At 42.6% G+C, this 22,779-nt stretch carries 17 protein-coding genes; 11 read left to right on the top strand and 6 right to left on the bottom strand.

Annotated features, from left to right (window positions below):
- Nucleotides 1-90: 90 nt before the first annotated feature.
- A complete protein-coding gene (locus EQU50_RS06595; RefSeq protein WP_130154339.1) occupies nucleotides 91-1,194 on the top strand; it encodes a hypothetical protein in 1,104 nt (367 codons plus the stop codon).
- A gap of 107 nt (nucleotides 1,195-1,301) precedes the next feature.
- On the opposite strand, the gene EQU50_RS08585 is transcribed toward EQU50_RS06595, so the two are convergent.
- Entirely contained in the window at nucleotides 1,302-1,430 is a 129-nt protein-coding gene (locus EQU50_RS08585) for a hypothetical protein (protein WP_277986313.1), read from the bottom strand.
- Nucleotides 1,431-1,686: 256 nt separating this feature from the next.
- Between EQU50_RS08585 and EQU50_RS06590 the strand changes: the two genes are divergently transcribed.
- From EQU50_RS06590 to EQU50_RS06575, 4 genes are all read left to right on the top strand, one after another.
- The gene (locus tag EQU50_RS06590) at nucleotides 1,687-2,835 is read left to right on the top strand and encodes an ISAs1 family transposase (protein ID WP_130153184.1); all 1,149 of its coding nucleotides are present in this window, start codon (nucleotides 1,687-1,689) and stop codon (nucleotides 2,833-2,835) included.
- Nucleotides 2,836-3,163: 328 nt separating this feature from the next.
- The gene (locus EQU50_RS06585; protein WP_130154338.1) at nucleotides 3,164-3,538 is read left to right on the top strand and encodes an NADH-quinone oxidoreductase subunit A; all 375 of its coding nucleotides are present in this window, start codon (nucleotides 3,164-3,166) and stop codon (nucleotides 3,536-3,538) included.
- Complete coding sequence (locus EQU50_RS06580; RefSeq protein WP_130154337.1) at nucleotides 3,529-4,092, top strand: NuoB/complex I 20 kDa subunit family protein; 564 nt, start codon at nucleotides 3,529-3,531, stop codon at nucleotides 4,090-4,092. Before EQU50_RS06585 ends, EQU50_RS06580 begins: the two co-directional genes overlap by 10 nt.
- A gap of 151 nt (nucleotides 4,093-4,243) precedes the next feature.
- Nucleotides 4,244-4,702 carry an OmpA family protein gene (locus EQU50_RS06575; protein WP_130154336.1) on the top strand — a complete coding sequence of 153 codons (459 nt, stop codon included), beginning with the start codon at nucleotides 4,244-4,246 and terminating at the stop codon, nucleotides 4,700-4,702.
- 37 nt (nucleotides 4,703-4,739) lie between these two features.
- On the opposite strand, the gene EQU50_RS06570 is transcribed toward EQU50_RS06575, so the two are convergent.
- From EQU50_RS06570 to accB, 3 genes are all read right to left on the bottom strand, one after another.
- A complete protein-coding gene (locus tag EQU50_RS06570; RefSeq protein WP_130154335.1) occupies nucleotides 4,740-6,005 on the bottom strand; it encodes a hypothetical protein in 1,266 nt (421 codons plus the stop codon).
- Between the two features lie 84 nt (nucleotides 6,006-6,089).
- Nucleotides 6,090-7,436 carry an acetyl-CoA carboxylase biotin carboxylase subunit gene (gene accC / locus EQU50_RS06565; RefSeq protein ID WP_130154343.1) on the bottom strand — a complete coding sequence of 449 codons (1,347 nt, stop codon included), beginning with the start codon at nucleotides 7,434-7,436 and terminating at the stop codon, nucleotides 6,090-6,092.
- Between the two features lie 42 nt (nucleotides 7,437-7,478).
- On the bottom strand, nucleotides 7,479-7,937 hold the full coding sequence (gene accB, locus EQU50_RS06560; RefSeq protein WP_130154334.1) for an acetyl-CoA carboxylase biotin carboxyl carrier protein: 459 nt from the start codon (nucleotides 7,935-7,937) through the stop codon (nucleotides 7,479-7,481).
- Nucleotides 7,938-9,121: 1,184 nt separating this feature from the next.
- On the opposite strand from accB, the gene EQU50_RS06555 reads away from it, so the two are divergent.
- The 3 genes from EQU50_RS06555 (at nucleotide 9,122) to EQU50_RS06545 (ending at nucleotide 12,258) form a co-directional block, all read left to right on the top strand.
- Nucleotides 9,122-9,619 carry a hypothetical protein gene (locus EQU50_RS06555; protein WP_130154333.1) on the top strand — a complete coding sequence of 166 codons (498 nt, stop codon included), beginning with the start codon at nucleotides 9,122-9,124 and terminating at the stop codon, nucleotides 9,617-9,619.
- Nucleotides 9,620-9,717: 98 nt separating this feature from the next.
- Nucleotides 9,718-10,911 (top strand): response regulator, encoded by a 1,194-nt coding sequence (locus EQU50_RS06550; RefSeq protein ID WP_130154332.1) that lies wholly within the window; start codon nucleotides 9,718-9,720, stop codon nucleotides 10,909-10,911.
- A 177-nt stretch (nucleotides 10,912-11,088) separates the two neighbouring features.
- Complete coding sequence (locus EQU50_RS06545) at nucleotides 11,089-12,258, top strand: response regulator (protein WP_130154331.1); 1,170 nt, start codon at nucleotides 11,089-11,091, stop codon at nucleotides 12,256-12,258.
- Nucleotides 12,259-12,279: 21 nt separating this feature from the next.
- Here the strand turns inward: EQU50_RS06545 and xseA are convergent, their stop codons facing one another.
- Nucleotides 12,280-13,623, bottom strand: coding sequence for an exodeoxyribonuclease VII large subunit (gene xseA / locus EQU50_RS06540; protein ID WP_130154330.1), 1,344 nt, complete (start codon nucleotides 13,621-13,623; stop codon nucleotides 12,280-12,282).
- A gap of 95 nt (nucleotides 13,624-13,718) precedes the next feature.
- The gene (locus EQU50_RS06535) at nucleotides 13,719-17,015 is read right to left on the bottom strand and encodes an alpha/beta hydrolase family protein (RefSeq protein WP_130154329.1); all 3,297 of its coding nucleotides are present in this window, start codon (nucleotides 17,013-17,015) and stop codon (nucleotides 13,719-13,721) included.
- A gap of 116 nt (nucleotides 17,016-17,131) precedes the next feature.
- On the opposite strand from EQU50_RS06535, the gene EQU50_RS06530 reads away from it, so the two are divergent.
- From EQU50_RS06530 to bamA, 3 genes are all read left to right on the top strand, one after another.
- Complete coding sequence (locus tag EQU50_RS06530; protein WP_130154328.1) at nucleotides 17,132-19,225, top strand: hypothetical protein; 2,094 nt, start codon at nucleotides 17,132-17,134, stop codon at nucleotides 19,223-19,225.
- Nucleotides 19,226-19,343: 118 nt separating this feature from the next.
- Entirely contained in the window at nucleotides 19,344-20,513 is a 1,170-nt protein-coding gene (rseP, locus tag EQU50_RS06525) for an RIP metalloprotease RseP (RefSeq protein ID WP_130154327.1), read from the top strand.
- A gap of 3 nt (nucleotides 20,514-20,516) precedes the next feature.
- Nucleotides 20,517-22,772 (top strand): outer membrane protein assembly factor BamA, encoded by a 2,256-nt coding sequence (gene bamA / locus EQU50_RS06520; protein ID WP_130154326.1) that lies wholly within the window; start codon nucleotides 20,517-20,519, stop codon nucleotides 22,770-22,772.
- Nucleotides 22,773-22,779 lie beyond the last annotated feature (7 nt).

Below are 22,779 nucleotides of genomic sequence, written 5' to 3'. Positions count from 1 at the left end.
GCCAAATCTACAAAAGACCACACACAATTTACTAAAACCACCTTGTGATAATCAACAATGGTGGTTTTTTTGTGCCTGGTGTTGATTTAGATGAATATTATCTCTATGAAGAATATATTGCAAAAACTAGAACATATAAGGGCGAATGTGTTTAAGCACGCATTAATATCGTTTCTTTTGGCGATACCTCTAGAAATACCACAAGCTGGGGCATCCGTTGCAGCATCGCATCAAATTGCATCGAATGATGGAGTGCCCACATTCAAAAGCCTTGGCCTTACCATCGTGAAGCCGTTGAAATTCATGTCTGCGGCAGAGAAAGAACCTGAGGTATATGATGCTGAAACCCTAAAGTCATTGAATATGACCCAAGATGAGTTCATCCAGAGAGAATACGAATTAAGAGAGTTAGCAGCTGACACGCTTCTTGATATATACTTTCAAATCAATAGAAATACAATTTCTATTGATGCTTCCCTTGAAAAGAAGAATTACGTTATACCTGGCAATAATTGGCAGTCTATTACAGGAACTAATTATGAATATTTAGTTCCCGTTTTAGATAGAGATCTTTCAAAGGCACTTGATGATATCAGAGGCAAAGAAAAATACCATTGTGACTGCACGATTGCTTCTGGATTTGCCATATATGCTTTGATAGAGAAATTTTTCCCCGAGTCTAAAAATGAGTTCCTTAAGTCTACACGTATCAAACATGTTCAAGAGAAGAGAGAGTTACGACGGGCTGAGCTGCAATCACAAGGTAGGCCATTTTTTGTGGACGATTACAAACAACAACTCGCAATGGAATTGGCAAAAGGACACACAATGGAGCCTCTACAAGAAGGGGCAAGGGGTATAAAACCGGGAGACCATATTTATTTTGAAGGACATCCTCAGTATCTAGCTGTACATCCAGCAGGCACTTTTAGAGGGGAATATCTTTTTTTTGTTGGATACAATCTTAAGGGTTTAAAAATGTATATAGGCTGTGGCGAACTCTTTGCGAAAGGACCAAAAACAGCTCAAGAAATTCAGAAAAATCTGGCGGAAAAATATTTGAAGGGAATGACATTTTCAGGAGAGGAAGCTAGGAATAAAGAATTAGAATCTGCTTACCAGTTAATACGTGGGATTCTTCCAACTAATTCTAAGCTGAGTGTCGCAATAATACTTGATCTCCAAAAGCCTTAGGATGTAAGCCTGCCAAGAAGTTCTGTTGAATAATTAGAAAATAGAGGGGTTCATGACTTCCCCTCCAATTCCCTTGTTTTAACTGAATTGTAACTTACTGAGCAGGTTTAGAAACTGGGTGTTGGTTGATCCAGTCGACCTGCAAGATCTTTATAAACATGGGGTGTAGGGATTTTAGAAGGAAAAGGAATACCGACGGGATCATGGGCCCGATCACTAAACCCAAGAAGATACAAATCGGATTCCCCTATTCGTTCTCTTCCTGGTGCTCCTTCTTGCCCAGAAAGCTGTCCTAAGTGGGCTTATAATGTCTTTGGCAGTTTTTGGGGTATTCATCGTCTTTGGCGTTTCAAGGCGATGGGTATGCATGGCGATTGCACTGAAAATTAGTTTAGTATTCTAAAAATTATTTCCTAATTTTTTATTCGGCTTTTCTGCTGTTCTATCCGTTGTTATTATTCTTTTTTCTCAATAAAGAAAAAGGAAACAGGGATGCAGTTATCAGATACTTTCCTCAAACATTTTGAACCTCTTGCCGATCCTCGTATTGATAACCACAACAAGCTTCACAAATTGCACGATATCTTGGTAATAACAATATTGGCCACAATTTGTGGCGCTGATAACTGGGTTGATATTAGTGAATTTGGCAAAGCCAAATACGATTGGTTATCAACATTTCTCGAGCTGCCTAATGGTGTGCCATCTCATGATACTTTTGGCCGTGTGTTTTCCATACTTGACCCAGAGCAATTTGAATCCTGCTTTTATGCATGGATCAAGTCACTCTCTATCGATGTTAATTCTGAGATTATTGCTATTGATGGAAAAACGCTACGGGGTTCTGGCAACAGAAGAAAAGAGAAAAAAGCCCTACACATTGTAAGTGCCTGGGCAAGCAATCAAAGTCTTCTTTTAGGGCAAGTTAAAACGGATGAAAAATCCAATGAAATTACAGCCATTCCAAAATTACTCAAGATGATTGATGTTACTGGTAGTACAGTCACCATTGACGCCATGGGTTGTCAGCAGTCAATTGCTGAAGAGATCTTAATTCAAGGTGCAGACTACGTATTAGCTCTAAAAGATAATCAACCGAAGCTTCATGAAATGGTCAAGGCAATTTTCCATATAGGAGAATCACGTCAGTACAAGAAGATGCTTAATCGACGGAAAGTAGAGAAGATCCATGATCATGGTCGCATAGAAACACGTCGCTATACATTAGTATCAGCACGCGATCCGGCAGTATTTCAACTTCGTTGGCCTGGGTTAAAGGGTGTTGGCATGCTTGAAACAACACGCACAACTAATAATCAGGTTGAGCGTAGTACCCGCTACTTTCTAACAAGTTTAGCCTATGAAAATATTGATCAGTTTATGGTTGCTGTCAGAAAACACTGGAACATAGAAATTAACCTGCACTGGTCTTTGGATGTAGGTTTTAGGGAAGACCATAACCAGGTGCATGTTGGCCACGCGGCCAAGAATTTGGCTGTCATGAGACGTATTGCTTTGAATCTACTCAAGCAAGAAAAAACGAATAAACGAGGGGTGAGCTGTCGACGGAAGGTAGCAGGCTGGGACAACAAATACTTATTGAAAATTCTAACCGCTGACCACAATTTAAAGCGCGTTTGAGCGGATTGACTGATATAAACGGTAAGTCTTTTAAAGGGGAGGATAGTGTCTAAAAATAAAAAAAACAGGAAGTAGATCTCTCAAAACCTACAAAATCAAATCAATCTACAAAAGTTTGGGAAATAGCAGAAACCGTAATTTTAAAAACTAGGCTGAGGAGATGTCAGTGCAATCGCCATGGATGGGTATGTCGCACCTCCTGGGGTATATTCTTTTTATTTTAATAAAATTATAATCTAAATTATAATGGCGTGTCTGATAAAGTCACCCTCTATGATGAGATGATTCTGCTCTTGACAACCTACTTTAAAAGCCAGAAATTGGGTATATGATTGATTTCGCCGATTATCTTCCGATTTTGCTGTTTTTAGGGCTGGGGTTCGCTCTATCCCTGGTGATGATGGCTGTTTCCACCTGGCGCAGCAAAAGAAACGCCTATGCTCAAAAGTCTTCTTCGTATGAATGCGGTTTCGAAACCTTTGACCAGCCCAGCCAAAATGCCCGGGGGCGTTTTAATGTGCAGTTTTATCTGGTAGCGATTCTATTTATCATATTTGACCTGGAAATTGCTTTTTTATTCCCGTGGGCCATTTGTCTTAGAAAGTTGGGACTGTTTGGATTTTGGTCGATGGTCTTATTCCTTGGCGTCCTGACGTTGGGTTTTGTATATGAATATTGTAAGGGAGCGTTAGAATGGGATTGAAATCGTCTTTAGAAGATCTAAAACCTTATCTGTCAGCCGAGCTTCAAAATGAAGGCGCACTTTTTCAAACAATTAGGCAAGAAATTGACGAAAAGGGTTTTTTGCTGACCCAAATGGATAAGTTGGCTGCGTGGGCACAAAGTGGTTCTTTATGGCCTATGACATTTGGTTTGGCCTGTTGTGCCGTCGAGATGATGCATACTGCCGCCAGCCGATATGATTTAGACCGTTTTGGGGTGGTATTCCGCCCCAGTCCCCGCCAGTCTGATGTGATGATTGTGGCTGGAACCTTGACCAATAAAATGGCCCCGGCGCTTAGGAAAGTTTATGATCAAATGCCAGAGCCTCGTTGGGTGATTTCCATGGGCAGTTGTGCCAATGGAGGGGGGTACTACCATTATTCATATTCTGTTGTCAGAGGGTGTGACCAGATTGTGCCCGTTGATATTTATGTGCCAGGGTGTCCACCCACAGCGGAAGCTTTGTTGTACGGTATTTTGCTGTTACAAAGTAAGATAAAGCAACAGCACGTGTTTAATCGCCAACAGTTATGATCAAAAGTAATGTGTGGCTTTTTCCCTACAGCTTCAAATAATCCTTTTGCCAAAACCTTTTTTACGTTCTTTCCTAAATTCCCTTTGTTTGTTACCGTTAATATGGTTATGCTGTTAACAGCAAATTTGTTTTAATTAATAGGATTTTTAAATGAAAAAGATATTATTCCCCGTATTAGCAGCCGCATTGCTTTTGACAGCTTGCGAAACTGCAACTGATTCACAAAATGTAAACGTTGGAACAGCAGCTGCGCCAGGCACAGCCGGTGATTTCAAAAACAACATCAAAGACCGGGTTTTCTTCGCTTATGACAAGTCAGCTGTATCTGCTGATGCGAAAAAAGTTCTAGAAGCTCAAGCAGCTTGGTTGAAGACTTATGGCACAACATCAGCCACTGTAGAGGGTAAGACCGACGCACGTGGAACATCACAATACAACATGGCATTGGGTGCGCGTCGTGCGGATGCCGCTAAAAAAGCCTTGGTTGGTTTAGGTGTTGATACAAACCGTCTGAAGACAATGTCTTATGGTAAAGAGAAGTTAGAAGTTATGGGCGATACAGAAGAAGCTCATGCACAGAACCGTGTTGCTATAACCGTTATTAACTAACCGTTAAGTATCATACTTTTTGTGGAACCCGTTGTTTTTATGAGCAACGGGTTTTTTGTTTCCAAGCTTTTTGTAGAATACGAGCAGCTTGGTGTCTTCGGGTTATTTCCAGGTTCTTTTTTAAAGTGTCAGCTGACATTTGGTTAAGCGCTTCAGACGTATAAGCCGTTCGTATGATTGGCTTAAAGTTTAAAAAATCACTGACATTCATTTTAATAATTTCCAAACCATTTTTGATGGTGACTTTACCAGCAGGGCTTATCACATGATGCTGGTGCAGTATCTCGACAGATTGTTTTAAATTGTAAGGCGACGGACGGTAATGACCGCTGTTGTTGTCAATTTCAAGAATTTTTCCTTTTGCAAGTGTGCATTCACCTGCACAGATGACAGCTTCACCATTCAAAAATTGATTGTGCTTTGACAGCGATATGGTTCGCCAAAAATCAAGTTCGTTGTTGGTTTTTTGTTCTTGAGTTGTTTTTCGGGCTACTGCCAGGTCTGTTGGGTACACATGAAAATTTTTAGTAAGATCCAGAACATATAAGTAATTGCCCTCAAGAGGGTTGTTTTTCGAATTTAATACCAATCCACCCTCCTGATATATCGTTTGTGTGCTTGAATGAATGGTCTCTAAGTCATGTAAATTCCGAAGCTTCATTGTTTGTGTTTCTTGCCCCTCCAGCCACATGAAATAACTGGGGTCCGTTGGTGTTAGCCCCCGGTACCATTGGTAGTATAAGGGGCCAATTTGTCGATGACAGGGATCTATATCTTCGCAACCGATGGCAGCGGCAATTAGACCACGGGCCACATTATTATTGCCCCAAAAAGAGGGCAGTAGACGACTTTTAAAGATTTCTGACGGGGTTTTTGATTCCAATTTATAAAGTTGGCTTAAATACAAATGGCGGTTATCGACGTGCTTTTTCAGTTCGTTCCATCGCCAGGGGGAATTTTCCTGGATAAGGCCCTCCCTACTTTTGGGATGCGTTTCTAAAAGTTTTTCGACATTTTCTTGGATTGTTTTTAGATGATTTAAACGGACCGGTAATAATTTTTTGTCTATCTTTTTAACTGAATGGTAAGCATCAATGGTTATGCGCAGCGAATTAATATCAGGGGCTGCAGGCGCCGTTTCAAAGGGAGCAACACCAAAATATTCCTGGCTGGGCCTTAAATCGACCCAGGGCTTATCTTTAAAATAACTGAAAGGTGAATCCTTTGGATTGGAATCTGCCGCTTTAAGGGAAAATGCTATGGCAAATAAGATCAATAACTCAACGAAAAGGCGCAAAACCATACAAATTCCCCAAACAAAGGCGTTTGGGAAGTAAGTAGGGTTAAAAGATTAACAAATAGTAAATTTTGAGGTCTTCTCGTGAGCTTATTTTAGCGTTGTCTCAAGATTCTTCTCTAGCCAATGAATATCGTACTGACCATCCTTAATATCAGAAGAACCCACCAATTTAAGGTGCAAGGGCAACGTGGTCTTGATGCCATCAATCACATACTCGCCTAATGCGCGTTCCAGACGGCTCAGGCATTCCTCGCGCGTCTTGCCATGGGCAATTAACTTGGCGACCATGCTGTCGTAATGTGGAGGCACTGTGTATCCCTGATACAGGTGGCTGTCAACGCGAATGCCAAATCCACCGGGCGCATGGTAGCTGTTCACCTTTCCTGGTGAGGGGATAAAGCTCTGAGCGTCCTCGGCATTGACGCGGCATTCAATCGCCCAGCCGTTAAAAGTTATGTCCTTTTGGGTAAAAGACAAAGGGAAGCCAGCGGCGACTCTGATCTGTTCTTTCACCAAATCAATACCCGTTACCATTTCAGTAATGGGGTGCTCAACTTGAATGCGGGTGTTCATTTCCATAAAGAAAAATTCACCATTTTCAAATAAAAATTCAAGGGTCCCAGCGCCGCGATAGCCCATCTTGCCAACGGCCTTGGTTACAATTTCACCTAAGTGGGTTCTTTGGGCGGTTGTAAGGCCTGGGGAAGGGGCTTCTTCCCATACCTTTTGGTGGCGCCGTTGCAAGGAACAATCCCGTTCGCCCAGATGCACCACATTTCCATAGGAGTCAGCCAAAATCTGAACTTCAATATGGCGGGGTTTTTGCAAATACCGTTCCATGTAAACCTGGTCATCGCCAAAGTTGGCCTTGGCTTCGCTTCTAGCCAATTGAAAGGCGTTGACAACTTCGTCGGCCGTTTTAGCAACTTTCATGCCCTTGCCACCACCACCAGATGTGGCTTTGATCAAGACCGGGAAACCGATTTTTGTTGCCATCTCTATGGCCTGTTCTTCGGTATCGACAGATCCGTCCGATCCCGGAACCACAGGAATACCCAGATCGATCATGGTTTTCTTGGCTGTAATTTTATCGCCCATGCTGCTGATATGTTCGGGAAATGGGCCAATAAACGTCATACCGTGTTCTTCGATCATGGTGGCGAAGGTCGCGTTTTCCGATAAAAATCCCACACCGGGGTGAATCGCATCAGCACCTGTGACCTCGGCCGCACTGAGGATGGCTGGGATATTTAAATAACTTTGACGGGACGGTGCGGGGCCAATACAAACGCTTTCATCGGCCAAACGGACATGCATCGTATCTGCATCGGCCGTTGAATGAACCGCCACCGTTGAAATCTTTAATTCTTGGCAAGCGCGCAGGATGCGCAGGGCTATTTCGCCACGATTGGCGATCAGAACTTTTTTAAACAGTTTATGCGTCAAAGTATTAACTCTTTTTTTGAATTGCGAAGACTATTCGATCACTAAAAGGGGCTCGTCGTACTCTACGGGGCTGGCGTCTTTTACAAATAGGTGTGTTATTTTACCAGAGGTAGGGGCTTTGATGGGGTTCATGACCTTCATGGCCTCAACAATTAGCAGAGTTTGGCCTAAAGAGACGGTATCGCCAACTTTAACAAAAGGTGGGGCGCTGGGCTCTGGTGACAGGTACGCGGTGCCAACCATGGGGGATCGAACCGTCCCAGGATGTTGGGAAGGGTCAACCGCAGCGGGTGCCGCAGGTGCTGCATCAACAGACACGGGATGCGCAGAAGGGACGGAGTGATTCACAGCGGCTGTCGTCATCTGTTGTCGTGAGACGTAAATCCTGTTTCCTCCAGCCTCATATTCAATTTCAGTAAGTCCGGTTTCCGTCAATATTTCCGCCAATTTGCGTACGGCTTCACCATCAAACTTGAATGTTGCTGTCATGAAATATCCTGTTTACCTATTGTTATAACGAATGCTTAAATGTGCTTAAGGTATATACCCATTTCAAACCATTTCCCAGGTTTTTCTGTTGGGTCTTTTACCCATAAACGGCGTTTCAAAATCCTTCCATAGCTGGCTATGCCTGTATTTCTCAACTTGTTTCTGGGTAAAATCTCTGCCATAAAAATCCTGCAAAATGATCTGAATTGGGTATAGCAACTCACGCGCTAAGAAGCAATCTTGGTGTTATGTCGATTTCGCTTCGAAATCTATGAAGTGATCGGCTCTAATTTTCAGATTTGTTTTTCTAAATTTATAGGGAATGAAAACTATACATGTGAAAAAAATTCATTATAAGGTTGTGGTGTTTGTGAAATAGGTTTACAGTTAATCTGTATAGAATATTTTTAGTGTATCAGAAAATGTTTTTTGTTCTTTTCTATTTATTCCTTTTTTTGTCTATTCGGTGTTTTGCTTTAGCAAGCGAAGTTGTGCCGTATAAGCAAGATCAGTCCAGAATTCTGTTGATTGAATCCAACTTCCAAGATGCGAAACCAATCAGTGAATACGTCGAAACATTAAATAAAAAGAACTATCGTTTAATCCTTGATTGGGCCAGTGATTCTCAAGAAGGAATTGATAAGTACAAAAAAAGTATTTATAAGCCTTTTTTTTGTTGTTCAGCAGGGGCAGTGCCTTTTAGTTTTATTTTCATGGGACTACAAATATCTAAGGACTCCCATAATATTCAGAACAGCTTTGAACAGGGGAATTCGACAGTAACAACGTTTTGTAAACTTGGGTATAAAGGGTACGTATGCGCAGTAATCAATGATGGAGCAGATTCAAACCTCCTAATGGCCACACAGGGCTCTTTGTTTGCAAGTTGGGGAGGTAGGATAAGCAGTGCTGATGAGTTGGAGTACATGATTCAACACTCAGGGCAACGTCCCCCCCCACTGAAACTCAGTAGTGTGCTCACCAAGCCAGAATTAGGCTCCGTCTCCAAAAGACCCCCCACCCCTAGGGCGCAGGATATTTCCCCCCTTGTTAAAGAACGAAGTATACGTCGAGGGTCATCAAGGAGTTCTGGTATCGTTCTGGCAAACTCTTCTTTGTCTCTAAGAAGTCCTCCCATAAAAGACGTTTTCGCAAAGCTTGATAAGTCTGTAAAAAATGGGGTTATGCCAACTGCCGTTGATCAGGGTTCAGAATGCATCGTAAGACGGGTCCTTTCTCCTAAACAACCGACTGCCTATCAACTTGAAGTGACAAAAAACTTAAAATCAACATCACGGGCAATATCACCCTCAATTTTCAAATCTTCGAAAAGATTCGCTAGGCAGGCCATTATCATAATTCCTGAAACTAGGGGGATTATACGTTCTCAAAAAACAAGAATTCGCCACAAACATTCCCCAATTCGAATTGTAATAAAATCGGGAACGCCAAGTACTTCATCGGACAATATAAAAACCCAAAGAATTAAATCACCAAGCTTTTTAGAGGCAAGAAGAATGAGTTTAAAAGAAAGGATGAAAGCCTATAACGCGTTTATGCTTGAAGCAGAATTAGAAGAAACTTCTAACCAAGAAAAAGTTGCGCAGAGTTCTAAGCAGATTCCATCTACTTTCACTCCGTTTAGTGACAACGGTCATGCAGCAGTCCTACCGTTGAATTGAAAGGCTATTGGTGTATATAAATAAACTGTTCTATGTTCTTGATTTTTGAACAAAAAAAACTATTTTTTATTTAAAAGATACTTTTTATTGTGTTTAAGATGTTTTTTTTATTTTTTTATTTTTTTTATTCGGTTTCTAATGCGAGTGATTATGTTGTTCCATATACATCGCCGCCCAGCAAAAAAGAATTTAGAATTTTATTGGTCGAAGATATCTTAGGCATGGGGGGAATGGGCAAAAAATTTGTCCAAACTTTAAATGACCAAGAAGATTATAAAATAACTCTTGATTGGGTAAAAAACGGAAAAGATGCCGTTGATTCTTATAAGAAATCCATCTCAACCTCTTTCTTTTGTTGTCTGTCAGAACCCCAGGTGCCCTACGACCTTATCGTGATGGATATAGAAATACCCAATACCCACGAAAGTCTTGCAGTGAACCCTTATGGAGGTTTTAAAACTGCAAGAAAAATTCGTAAACTGGGATACAAAGGCGCCATGTGTGCTGTAACATGTTATTTTGACCAAGATCTTTTCAATCTAAAAGTTGAATGCCCTGAATTATTCACAACCTGGGGAGGCAAGATTAGAAGCTGTGAAGAATTGAAACATATGCTTTGCACTTCAGGGCAGCGTCTCAGTTCCATCCCACACGAAACCCCAATCGATACGCCAATCGTTAGTCCAAGGGTTATGAGGCCAGTCGTTATCAATCAAGAAGTGGTCTGTAAGCCAGGAAGACCTTTAACTCCGAGGCCAGGGGATCTTAGGCCTCCTATGGATGAAAGATTAGCTCAGGGGCAATACGCCATAAGCACCGTTTTTGTTGAACTCAATACTCCAATGCAGTTAGAAAGCGGTTGCAAAGATGTTGTCTTAAAAAAAACTGATCAGTTTTCGCATGATACATTAAGCAGCGGGAGAGATGCATCTGAGCAAATTGAACCTCATAATCCTCTTTCACTCCACCAAGCTGCCATCCCAACAACATTAAGTGCCGAAATCAAGAAATCCAACCCGCCAATTCATTCGCCAAGAAGTGCCAGGGATGCCGTTCTTATAAGTCCTGCCCCTTCAGGCGGCGGAATGTGTTTTAGCCGAAAACCAAGAAGACGGCTCTACCATGCGCCAATACGAATTTCCTCTCCACCATTAGCGATGAATATTTTAATAAACAAGAGGGACGTTAAGTTACCAGGTTATTTTATATCCAGAAGACATTTCTTAATAGCAAGGCTAGGTTACCCAATACTGGAAAAACAAAAATGGGTTCAGATGGATCCGAGACATTAGGTCGAGCGAAGCGCCCTGAATGAATTAAGATCCAGTTTTTAACTTATACATAACAGCTTGATTTTTGAACAAAAAAAACTAGTTTTTATACATATAAGAAATTTTTTTATTGTGAATGGTATGTTTTTTATATTTTTTTATCTATTTTGTTCGATTTCTAATGCGAGTGATTATCTTGTGTCACATACTTCCTCGCCCAGCAAAAAAGAATTTAGAATTTTATTGGTAGAAGATATGTTAGGCATGGGGAGAATGGGCGAAAAATTTGTCCAAACTTTAAATGACCAAGAAGATTACCAAATAACACTTGATTCGGTAAAAAATGGAAAAGATGCCGTTGATTTTTATAAGAAATCCATCTCAACCTCTTTATTTTGTTGTCTGTCAGAGCTCCAGGTGCCCTACGACCTTATCGTGATGGATATAGAAATACCCAATACCTATGAAAGTTGCAGAGTCGACATCTATGGGGGTATTAAGGCTGCACAAAAAATTCGTGACATGGGATACAAAGGCGCCATGTGTGCTGTAACCTGTTGCGTTGATTATAATCTTGAATCTTTAAAAATTATATATTCTCATTTATTCACAAACTGGGGAGGTAAAATTGGAAGTTGTGAAGAATTAGAACATATGCTTCTAAAGTCTGGTGCGCGTTTCTCATCTTCAGATTACCATAAGTCATGTGTTGGGATTAAAAGGTTGCATAAAAATCCAAGCGGACACTGCCAAATGCCTCATCCCAAAGAACGGTGCACTATAATCCCTTTGCCTCCACACTTGGGTAGGTTTGAACTGGTTTTGGTTGAAAAATCATCCCCTGATCAGGGACCTTCAACCGATACACAAAGTTCTTCTAGAATGATATTAACGCCCCGCTTCGTCCCCTCGCCCCGTGTGTTTCCAAGCATTACTGGGGACGATATTGTATCCAGCAGACAAGCGGTTTCATCACAAAATTTGAGTCTTCCAGGACAGACTTTTTCAAACAATCTGGAAGCATCGCCCAGAGAAATATCAATGTTTGGTTTGAGTTCTTCTCCTAGAGTGTTTTCAAGCAATGTCGAGGAGAATTTGGCATCTGCCAGACATGCGGGTTCATCAGAAAACTTGAGCCCTTCAGGACAGATTGTTCCAGGCAGCCTCAAGGTGTCGCCTAGGCACATCTCAACAAAGCCGTTTTTTGATTCTGCGCCCTGTTTGTTTCCAAAAGGCATTGAAAGTCCTGTGTCGGGCAGACGTCCGGCTGCTTCTGACTACTTGCGTCCTCCGGGGCCAATGCTATCAATCAATGTCCAAAATTCCCCCAGAAGAGTGGGTACCCCGAGATTAGAGGCCAATCAATAAGCGTGGTATCAATTTCATGGCCTAAGGCCTGAAAGCATTGGTTTCGACTTTTACCGTTCCATCTGAAAAATGCAAATCAACGGATGCATGGGGGTTCTGACGGAAATAGTCCACGCTGCTGACCACATGGTCACCAACGGTGATAAGAGAAAATCCCCGTTTCAAGATGCGCTGGTACGAATTCTGCTCTAAACAGGTGCTTTGTAAAGTCAGACGATCCATCAGCTGGTTCAAAAATTGCTGCTGGCTGTATATTAAACGATCCGCCAATTGACCCACTTTCTGGTTCCCTGAGTCTAATAACGGCAACGGGGCACGCAGACGGGTCCGTTGAAAAACCAAAGATTGATGTTTGTAATTCAAAAATACACCATAGGCCTGTGATAGTCGGTCACCCCAATCATCGACCCGCAGCATGGTTTGTTCCAAGACTTGTTGAGGGGATGGCAAAGCTCTTGCCAGATTGGTTAAATGAAGGCTGTCGTTCGTGAATTGACGATCCACCAAATTATAAAGCCGTTGGCTGTGTTGCCGGATGGTGTAACGGACCTGCGAAAGAACAGGCGTGGCCAGTTCGGCTGCAGCCGTTGGTGTGGGGGCTCTAAGATCAGAGGCCCAGTCAATAAGTGTGGTGTCGGTTTCATGACCCACGGCCGAAATCAAGGGGATCTGACTGGCAGCAGCTGCTCGGACCACATTTTCCTCGTTAAAGCACCATAAATCTTCCAGGCTGCCGCCCCCTCTGGCCACAATCAGTAAATCAGGTTTTTGCTCAAGGGCGTTAAACCCGCGAATGGCTGCTGTGATTTGATCGGCAGCGCCAGGTCCCTGAACCAAAACTGGCCACACCAGAACGTGACACGGGTAACGGTCACTCAGGCGGTGCAAAATGTCTTGGATAACAGCACCTGTGGCCGAGGTGATCACGCCGATGGTCTTGGGAAAAGCGGGCAGGGGGCGTTTGTGTTCAAATAACCCTTCGGCCTGAAGGCGTGCTTTTCTCTCCAGCAGTACCTTTAATAGGGCGCCTTCGCCAGCGGCTTCGGCTCCATCCACCACAATTTGATACTTGGACCGCCCAGGATAGGTTGTTAAACGGCCGGTAACAATAACTTCCAAGCCATCTTGCAACGGGGCCTTTAGGTTTGTGCCCCGCCAAGATACCGCATCAATGATCGAATCTTGGTCTTTTAGGGTGAAATAGGCATGGCCCGATGTGTGACGCTTGAACCCAGAAATTTCGCCACGCACTCGCACCCGCCTAAAATGCCCCTCCACCAGCTGTTTCAAACTAAGCGATAGGTCGGTCACCGACAGAATCGGCAACTCGACAGGTTGTAGGAAAGAGATGGGCTCGGGTAACATGGCTATATTTCGCTATTCTATTTATATCTTACTTCATACCTTATAAGAGGGGGAAAAGGGTAGGAAATCTCAGAAAACTTTTGTTGGAAATCCGCCTATTCAATGGATAATCCAATCTCTTTTTCAAGTTCACCGGTGGGCTTTCCTTCCATTAAGGCGGCCACAAATTCGGGGTAACAGGGATGCGCTGGAGGGTTATGTCTGCCAGAATGCAAATATAAAGGGACATTTTTACGCGCTTTTTTTAGAGCCTGTTTAAAGTCTTTTATATACGCCGCAGAACAACGCACGTCAGTAACGCCATGCACAAGGTATAGAGGTGCTGACAAAGGATCTGTCACCCTGTTAATAGGCATGATTTTGCGGAAATAATCTGCTGGATTACCTAATGCATCATCAGGTAAGGCTATTGCAGATACATCAGGGTTCGAATCCGAACTGACCAATGCAGCATCAGCCACAATGGATTGGAAATGAAATTCCTCCGCAAGACCGGCTTCTTTGTGCAATTCTGACCAACGCAGGGCAAATGATGCGGCAACAAATCCACCATAGCTGTGGCCATACAAGCTGACTTGGTTGATGTCTGGAATTAAACCTTTTACTTTCGCATCGTAAAAAACATGAAGAAGCTGATGTAAGTTTTTGCGTCCCATTTCTCCAATGCCTTTTATAAAATGCTTCCAACCATATCCAGTACGCAAACTTTCCTGGGGTATGATCACTTGCCAGCCATTTTGCGTATAATAATGGATTATGTCTGAGAAGGCTCCTTCATAATAACCAATAGGGCCACCTTGCATAAGGATTAGAGTTTTTTTATTGTTATCTTTAACGGGTGGCAAATAATAATAGGGTACATCATGACCATCGACTTTTACTGTTTGAGCTTGAAGAGGCGGATGCAACGTGTGATTAACTTTATCAAAATATTCGGACCACTCAACAAGCACCTCTTCCCCCTGCAAAGAAGCTAGCCCATTTATGGCCATGTTTTGATGGAAGAAAAAAGCTATTTCACAAATTTGATTATCGTTCAGCTTGAACTCTGAAACTGTTAAAGGAGCAGTTGCGAATTCTCTACCTTCTTCCGTCCATTTTGCCTGGAGTTTGTCACGAAAGCTGTCATATTGTTTAGAAAGGTTGGTATCTAAAAATTTCCATTGTGCTAGCCCATTGTGGTAGTCTTTGACAGCCACAATAACACGCGGATCTTCTTGTGACACAATAAAATCCCTGCTCTCATGATCTGTTACGGATACAAGTGTATTCTGTACGTTTGTGGGTTCAAAGGATAATGTATCGGGATTTAAAAGCTCTAATGTTAATCCGGCCTCATTATATGAAGACCTGTACACCCTGTCGGTGTTGGCGAAATTTACTTTGTTTAGACAATATTTGAAATTTTCTCCATTGTACAGCAGATGCCATTCGCCGTTTTTTAAAGTCCAATATTCACTTTTTCGTCCATGGTTTGTTACGCGTGATGCCAATAGAAGATCACCATGACCATTAAATTCAACTTCGTGCCAGTTTTCTATAGTTTCGTGAGGGGGCAATGCATTTTCAAGAACGTCGTTAACAAGTTTCTTCGCACAAAGTTTTCCATCTAGCTCTTTGTAAGATACTACACGAGTATTACCAGGCACATACACGATGCTGTCGGCCTGAGCGACGAAAAGTTGGCGTTCAGAATAGGTGCGCGCTCCAGGATTCCTGGTGAAAATAACGAACCTTTCCTGGGTAACAGTCTTTGGGTCACAAAGTGATGTTAAAATTTCGTTAGGGGAGTAACTAAAAAAATTTATCCCTATTTCTGGATATTGGGCCTTAAGATATGCCTGCGCTTCATCAGAAGAAAGTTCACGCTCGTCTTCAGAAAGCTGTTTCCAACTGTCTGTGTCAGTATTGTACGACCAATACTCACATCCCTCTGCGCCTGGTTTTTTTGTCTTAATCTCCAAAGTCCGCTCTTTATATTTATATGTATACGAGAGAATATCAACATATTCTTGGGGATATAATGACTCTAAACAACGGTCGACACCAGAGCCCTTAAAACGCATTAAATGCCACTTTTTATCAGGACTCTGCCAAGCTAAAGTTTTGCCTGTTGGATAAAGAAATCCGTCTAAATGAATATCACCAAAATCCTGAATTTCAACAGAACAATCGGGTTTTTGTGTGGACCAGACTATTCTCTGGAAACCATTTTCCCCTTTAAACTTGACAGCCGTTGAAAAATGAAAAGGATCAAACTGTTCACTTTCCAGTTCAACATTCTCCGCGGTTCCAAATTCTTTCTTAAGGGCGGCTTTTAGGCGCTCAAGAATATCTTGCCTATTTTTAATCGGATTCCATCCGGGAAGCCTTTTGCTCCACTCAAATTCTTTTGACCAAATCCACCAACATCCTTCGGCCTTTGCAAAGAACAGAAAGCTGTTACCGCAGTAACTTGTATACGTGTCTTCCCACTCAACAATACTTGGGTGGAATATCGGGGTTCCAAAATAGTGAAATCCAGGCACATTAAACGGAACGTTTTCTTTTTCTGGATTTATAAGACTCCATGCCAGTGTTCTGAAATTTGGGTGGCCATAAATACATGACAACGGATTTTGATAATGAATTTGCCCAAGGGTTTTTTCAAAGGAAGGCAGAAAAAATGATACGTTGGTGGATAGCCTAAAATCGTCAACTGAGTATGGGTCCACCCCCGATGTCGCGCGTAAGTGGCTATAAACCGATGCGGCACATTCTTGCAGGGCTGCGAAATGAGCAGTCTCTATTGGTGAGGATTGTGCTTTTTTGGATTCCAAGGATTTTATAATACCAAGCGGGTAGTATTCATGAACCGTAGCCAGCCCAGAAACAACCCGACCATAAATCCTCTTCAAATGATTGATAGTATCGTCAGGTGTAGGTTGGTCAGAAATTCCCCAACATCCTGCAAAAATTTGTTGCATGAGTTGGTCGAATAAAGTGGGGGCATAGAAATAAGCGTTGTCATCATCGGCACTTTTCCCTGAATAGGCCGCAAAAAGTCTGGATTTGGTTTGGTCTAACAAATCGATCAAGTCAACGGTTGAAAATTGTTTTTTTGTGACCTGTTGATAAAAAGTCACCCATGCATTGACGTCGGGTTGATAGAAAAGCCTGCGCAACTGTTCGTCATCTCCTACGCGCATATGGTTAACAACCGCGTCTATAAGTTGGCTGCAGTCATCAGGGGCGTTTGTGAAAGGCGACGCTGATTTGTCATCTTTGAAGGTATCGCCAAGAAACTTCGCAAGTTGTGATTGTTCAGCTGGGGCTTGTGCCGTGTGTCCTTGAAGGTTAATGATGGTAAAAAAGACAAATAAAAATAAATTTCTTATAAATAGTAATTGCATTAATGCTCTTTGTTGTTGGGTTTATTTTTCACTAGTGTATTAGACATTCAATAGTATTCAAAATTTTTTTTGGACCCCATTTTGGGTGCGGTATGGCCAGAATTTCCCTGTATCTGATGAAAGAAACTGATTTAAACAAGCGTCCCCTTGAATTTATATTATATTGTGCGGTTCAGCTACTGTATAACTTTCTGGTTTTTTTTAGGCAGCTTGTGTATTATAGATTCGTTATGTTGATTTTATCTGAAGGTATAAATATGAATAGCTTATTTCCATGTGTTGTTATGCTGATTGTGTGTTGTGTTGGCAGTCCTTATGGCTATGGCGGAGCGGAACTTTCAGATCCTCTTAACGCCTCGGAGTTGAATAAGCCAAAAGAGATACCGGCCATGGTTTGGTTTTGGGATCTTGTAGAAAAAAGAGATAAATTTGAAGAGCTAGCAAAACCAGAGAGTGACAATATAGAGGAGGTGATTAGAAATATATATAAGTTTACCAAGGAAATCTGCGCCTTGCTGGGTGGTAAATATGGTATCGATAATACCAGGCAAGCAACGAAGGATGAAAGAGAGGCGATTTATACATCTATATATAAAACGCGCTACTTTTTCCCCGCCGAGGCAAACATAATACCCAATCTATACCTTGATCAGGGGCTGCAGAATGGCCGCGAAAACATTCTATCTGATGATCAGTTGGCACAAAAGGCCAACAGTGCAGGGGTGGATTTAGAAACGTATAAAGCACACATAGCCACAATAGCCGCGGCTGATGGAGCTAGCTTTTTATTAATAGGTGCTAAGCCTCCTTCCCCTTTAACCTCTGAGCATATGATACAGGGTGTCCTTTATACCCACCACCAGGTATATCGGCAGGGTTTGGGCGAGTTGCTTGCAAAGCATGTAGGTGATGAGGGCAAAAATGCCATCATTAAAACCCTAGCGGAAATAAATAAGGTTTCAGGAGGCTCAAATGATATGTTCCTAAACTTAAGCCGAGAGAAATTTCGTCAGTGCATTAAGGTTTATATCGGAAAAACATCAACATTAAACGATGTGACTTACATCGATGCCTATCCACCTTTGGGCGTTGAAAGTTTCGATGCTTTCTTGAAAGATATTTCAGATATTACTGGTTCTAATAACCAATATGTATCTAGAAAAGGTGCTGAACTGCAAATAAGCCGTCCCGATGCAACACCTGATCATTTAATAACGGCATTGGGAAATGTGCCCCCCAATGATTCTGATGTGATTAAGGAAGCTTCGCTAAAGATAATGAACCATCCTGAGGCAACGCCTTCTGAGTTGATGATTGCAGGGCGGGAGTTGCGGCGCTGCAACCTGAAAGAGCTCTCAAAAGCGGCTTTGGTAAAGGTTCTAAAACATCCCGAGGCAATGGCTTCTGATTTAGTGAAGGCAGGGGAAGCTTTGCTATGGAATAAAGAGTATGATTTAGCAATTCAGGCTGGGGTAAAAATACAGAACCATGAGAGCGCAACCACTGGTGATTTTGTGGAAGCCCTTAGATTCTTTATAGCAGGGAAGATGGACGATTTAGTAACAACACTTCTTGAGCGGATAAAGAATCAGCTAACCGCCAAACAATTGAACAATGTAGCATTCAATTGTTATGCCTTTGAACAAAAAATGCGAGCCGTGGAGCTTTATAAAATGGTAATAGATCGTGCCGATGCAACGATCTCTGATTTAGAGACCGCGGCCAAATCGTTAGAAGAATTATTAAAGGGTACGAATGATGCAAAGATAATAGAAGCTTGGAAAAAGGTGGGAGCCAAATTACTGAATGCTTTTGATTCCACTGTTCCTGTCTTAGGTGACGTGGCTAGAAAACTAATTGAACTAAATGAATCCGCATTAGCGAAGCAAATGTATGAGAAAATATTGAAAATGCCTATAAGAGGTGAGCAAATTACTCGTCAAGGAGGGATTGGGGCTGGTGGGCAACTCTATTCATATGATCGCATATCTTCCCAACCTATGCTAGACGATCTTTACAGATTTCAAGGCGTTGCGATGGATTTGGAGAGATTTCGAGAAATAGATTTAGCAAAGAAAGCTTGGGAGAAAATAAAAAATTTTAGTAATAATAATGCTGGATATTGTTGGGAATTTTCCACTCATGCGGAGGCAGCTTTAAAAAGGTTGGAACCCGCCACTTCTTCTTCTTCTTCTTCTTCTTCGAAATAACTTATAACGTTTGAACAAGATGGACCAACATATTAAACGCACGCACGCTGACCAAGATCCGCCTCTTTTTTTTACACAAAATTAAGTCATATTTTCGTAAAAACAGAAGGGGTGGTTTTTGTTAAAAGAAAATGCTACCTTGTCCCCAACTTCATATTCTAGCTGGAATGCTTTTGTGTCTTGGGTCATCGCTAAATTCCTTCCCTTCTTTGTTATTCTGACCATTTTGGTTTTTATTCATGAAATGGGCCATTTTTTGGTGGCGCGTCGAAATGGCGTAAAGGTGACTGTCTTCTCCATTGGGTTTGGTCCTGAATTATTTGGATGGACCGATCGGCATCAAACACGCTGGCGTTTCAGTCTGGTTCCTTTGGGCGGCTATGTAAAGATGTTGGGTGATGCTGACCCCAGCAGCGGCCGGTCCGCTGACGACGGTCTTAGCGAGGAAGAAAAAACACAAACACTTCACAGTAAGACCCCTTTGCAACGTATGGCCGTCGCTGTCGCGGGCCCTGCGGCCAATATGATTTTTGCTGTTGTGGCTTTATGGGCATTAATTGCCATCAAGGGTGTTCCTTTTTTGGAGCCTGTAATTGGTAAAGTTGAACCAGGCATGCTTGCTGAAAAGTCGGGACTTATGGTTGGTGATAAGATTGTGAAGGTTGACGATGCATCCATTGAAGATTTTCATCAGCTGCGTCATGCCATTACCCAATCTACAGGTAAAGATGCCGTTTTTCAGATTGAGCGAGCCGGCGCTCAGCTCACAAAAACAGTATCCTTTTACGAGACTGACACAGCAACCCAAGAAAAAAAAACCATCGCCCGTTTAGGAATTGCGCCAGGTGAACCCCACTACGTTCGTCATAACCCCCTGATGGCGGCTTTTTACGGTCTCAGTCTGTGTTGGGATTTGACTGTGGAAACCATTAACAGTTTGTCGCGGTTGGTAACGGGCAAAAGCGGATCCGGTGAATTGGGGGGGATCTTGTCTATTGGAGACATGGCAGCGCAAAGCACAAAGAACGGTATATCATCGGTGATTTGGCTGATGGCCCTGTTGTCCATTAATTTGGGGCTGATCAATCTTTTGCCTATTCCCGTTTTGGACGGAGGGCACATCCTTTTGGCTGGCCTTGAAATGGTACGAGGAAAGCCCTTGTCGGTAAAGGCGCAAGAGTATATCTTCTTGGCTGGGTTTCTGGTTGTTGCGGCCGTCATGTTGTATGCCACATGGAACGATTTGCTTCGTTATAAAGTTTTTCACATTATTAAAAGTTGGTTCTAAGTCATGTTTAAAAAAGCCTTTCTGTTTACTTTTGTATTCATTTTTTCTCAATCCTTGTGGGCTGATCCTGTTACGATTAAGGACATTAAAATCCAGGGTAACCAACGTATTGAGTCTGAAACGGTTCTGTCCTATTTGTCTGCAAAAGTTGGCCAGACCTTAGATCAAGGAAAATTAGACCAATGCTTAAAGGATTTGTTTGCAACCGGTTATTTCATCGATGTGCATGTGCGAATCAATGGCCAAGTTTTGATTGTTGAGGTTGAAGAAAATCCGATTATTAATCGTGTTGTCTTTGAAGGGAACAGTAAATTAAAAGACGACATTATCACCCAGGAAGTTCGCTTGCGCCCCCGTGAGGTTTTGTCTCGGACGCGCATTCAAGAGGCTCAACAACGTATCTTAGAAATCTACCGTCGTATGGGGCGATTCGGGGCCAGGGTTGATCCAAAAATTATCAAGTTGCCGGAAAACCGTGTTGACCTGGTTTTCGAAATTAACGAAGGGCCTGTCACGTACGTGCGGTCGATTCAATTTGTTGGCAATAAGCATATTTCCTCGAAAAAGTTAGAGGAATATATGTTGACTAAACGGGCCCGCTGGTACCGTTTCTTTGCTGTTGATGATGTTTATGACCCCGATCGTTTTATCGGTGACCAACAGACCCTTCGTAAGCTTTATAATGACAGCGGTTATGCCGATTTTCGCATATTGTCCGCTGTGGCTGAATTAAGCCCCGATCAAAAAGACTTTTACCTGACCTTTACCGTTGAGGAGGGTAAACTGTATACGTTTGGTAAGGTCGATATCGTGTCGCATATTCCAAGCATCAAGGCGGAAACTTTGCGCAGTGAAATTGCCTTTGCTGAAAAAGAAACCTTCAGTGGCCGTCTGATTGAAAAAAGCGTGAATGCTATCACGCATGCCGCAGGAACACAAGGGTTTGCGTTTGTTTCCATTGAACCCAAAGTTGTCAAAAATCCTGAAACGCAGACGGTTGATATCACGTTTGAAGTCAAAGAAGGTCCCCGCGTTTATATCGAAAAAATCGTTTTGGTTGGTAATGATCGCACCCACGATGATGTGATTCGTCGTGAGCTGATGCTTCATGAAGGGGATGCCTATAATGCAGCCAAAATTAAACAATCCGAAATGAATTTGAAAGACCTTCAATACTTCAAAACAGTTACGGTGGAAACAGAACAAGGCAGCGCACCGGACCAGGCGCAGTTGATTGTAAAAGTTGAAGAGCAGTCTACGGGTGAGTTGGGCCTGTCTATTGGGTATTCAACGATGGATGGACCTTTGGCAAACGTAAAGATTGTGGAAAGAAACTTCCGTGGAAAAGGTCAAGTTGTGCATGCTGACTTTACCGTGGCCAAAAAGCGTCAGGATTTTGATATTGGTATTATCGAGCCTTATTTCTTGGGGCGGAACCTTCAGGCCAGCGCCGATATTTTTAGTGTTCGGTCTACGCGTTTTAACGCCTATCATCAGCTAACGAACGGTTTTAATTTGGGCTTGGGTTATCGTCTCAGCGATTATTGGAGCCAGGGTTGGAACTATGGTTTAAAGCAAGACAAGGTCGATCATATCTCCGTCTTCGCATCGCCTATTATTCGTCAACAGGCCGGTAACTCCCTGACATCTGCCTTGACTCATACCATTTCTTATGACAGACGGGATAGTCGCGTCATGCCAACATCGGGTTATATCTTAAGCCTTAGCAACACGTATGCAGGTCTTGGGGGCAGCGTTAACTATTTGCGTAACGATGCGAATGCCAACTGGTATTATTCCCCGTTGGAAGAAGTCGTCTTGGGTTTGAAGGGTGCTTTGGGTGGCGTAGAGCGTGTTAACAAGACCATTCGCGTCACAGACAGCGTTATGTTAGGGGCCGATTCTTTCCGCGGTTTTGCCTATGGTGGGTTGGGACCAAGGGATATGAGCACACAAGAAACGGATCCTTTGGGTGGTACGCGGTATTGGACAGCAACCGCAGAAATGATGTTCCCACTTGGCTTGCCTTCAGAGTTTGGTATTCGCGGCGCTATCTTTACAGATGTGGGTAGCCTGTGGCGTCCTGGTAAGTCGAGCAGCACCGTCATTGACAAAAGAACGATGCGCCAGTCAGTGGGTATAGGTATCGCTTGGTCATCACCGTTCGGGCCTTTGCGTATCGACTATGCTCTTCCTGTTAGAAAAGAGAAATTCGACAAAACTCAGCGCATATTGCTTGGTTTTTCAACGCGCTTTTAAGAGTGAG

Origin of the sequence: Candidatus Finniella inopinata, assembly GCF_004210305.1 — a bacterium.
Taxonomy (GTDB): Bacteria; Pseudomonadota; Alphaproteobacteria; order Paracaedibacterales; family CAIULA01; genus Finniella; species Finniella inopinata_A.
This window is presented reverse-complemented; position numbering and strand designations above follow the sequence as displayed.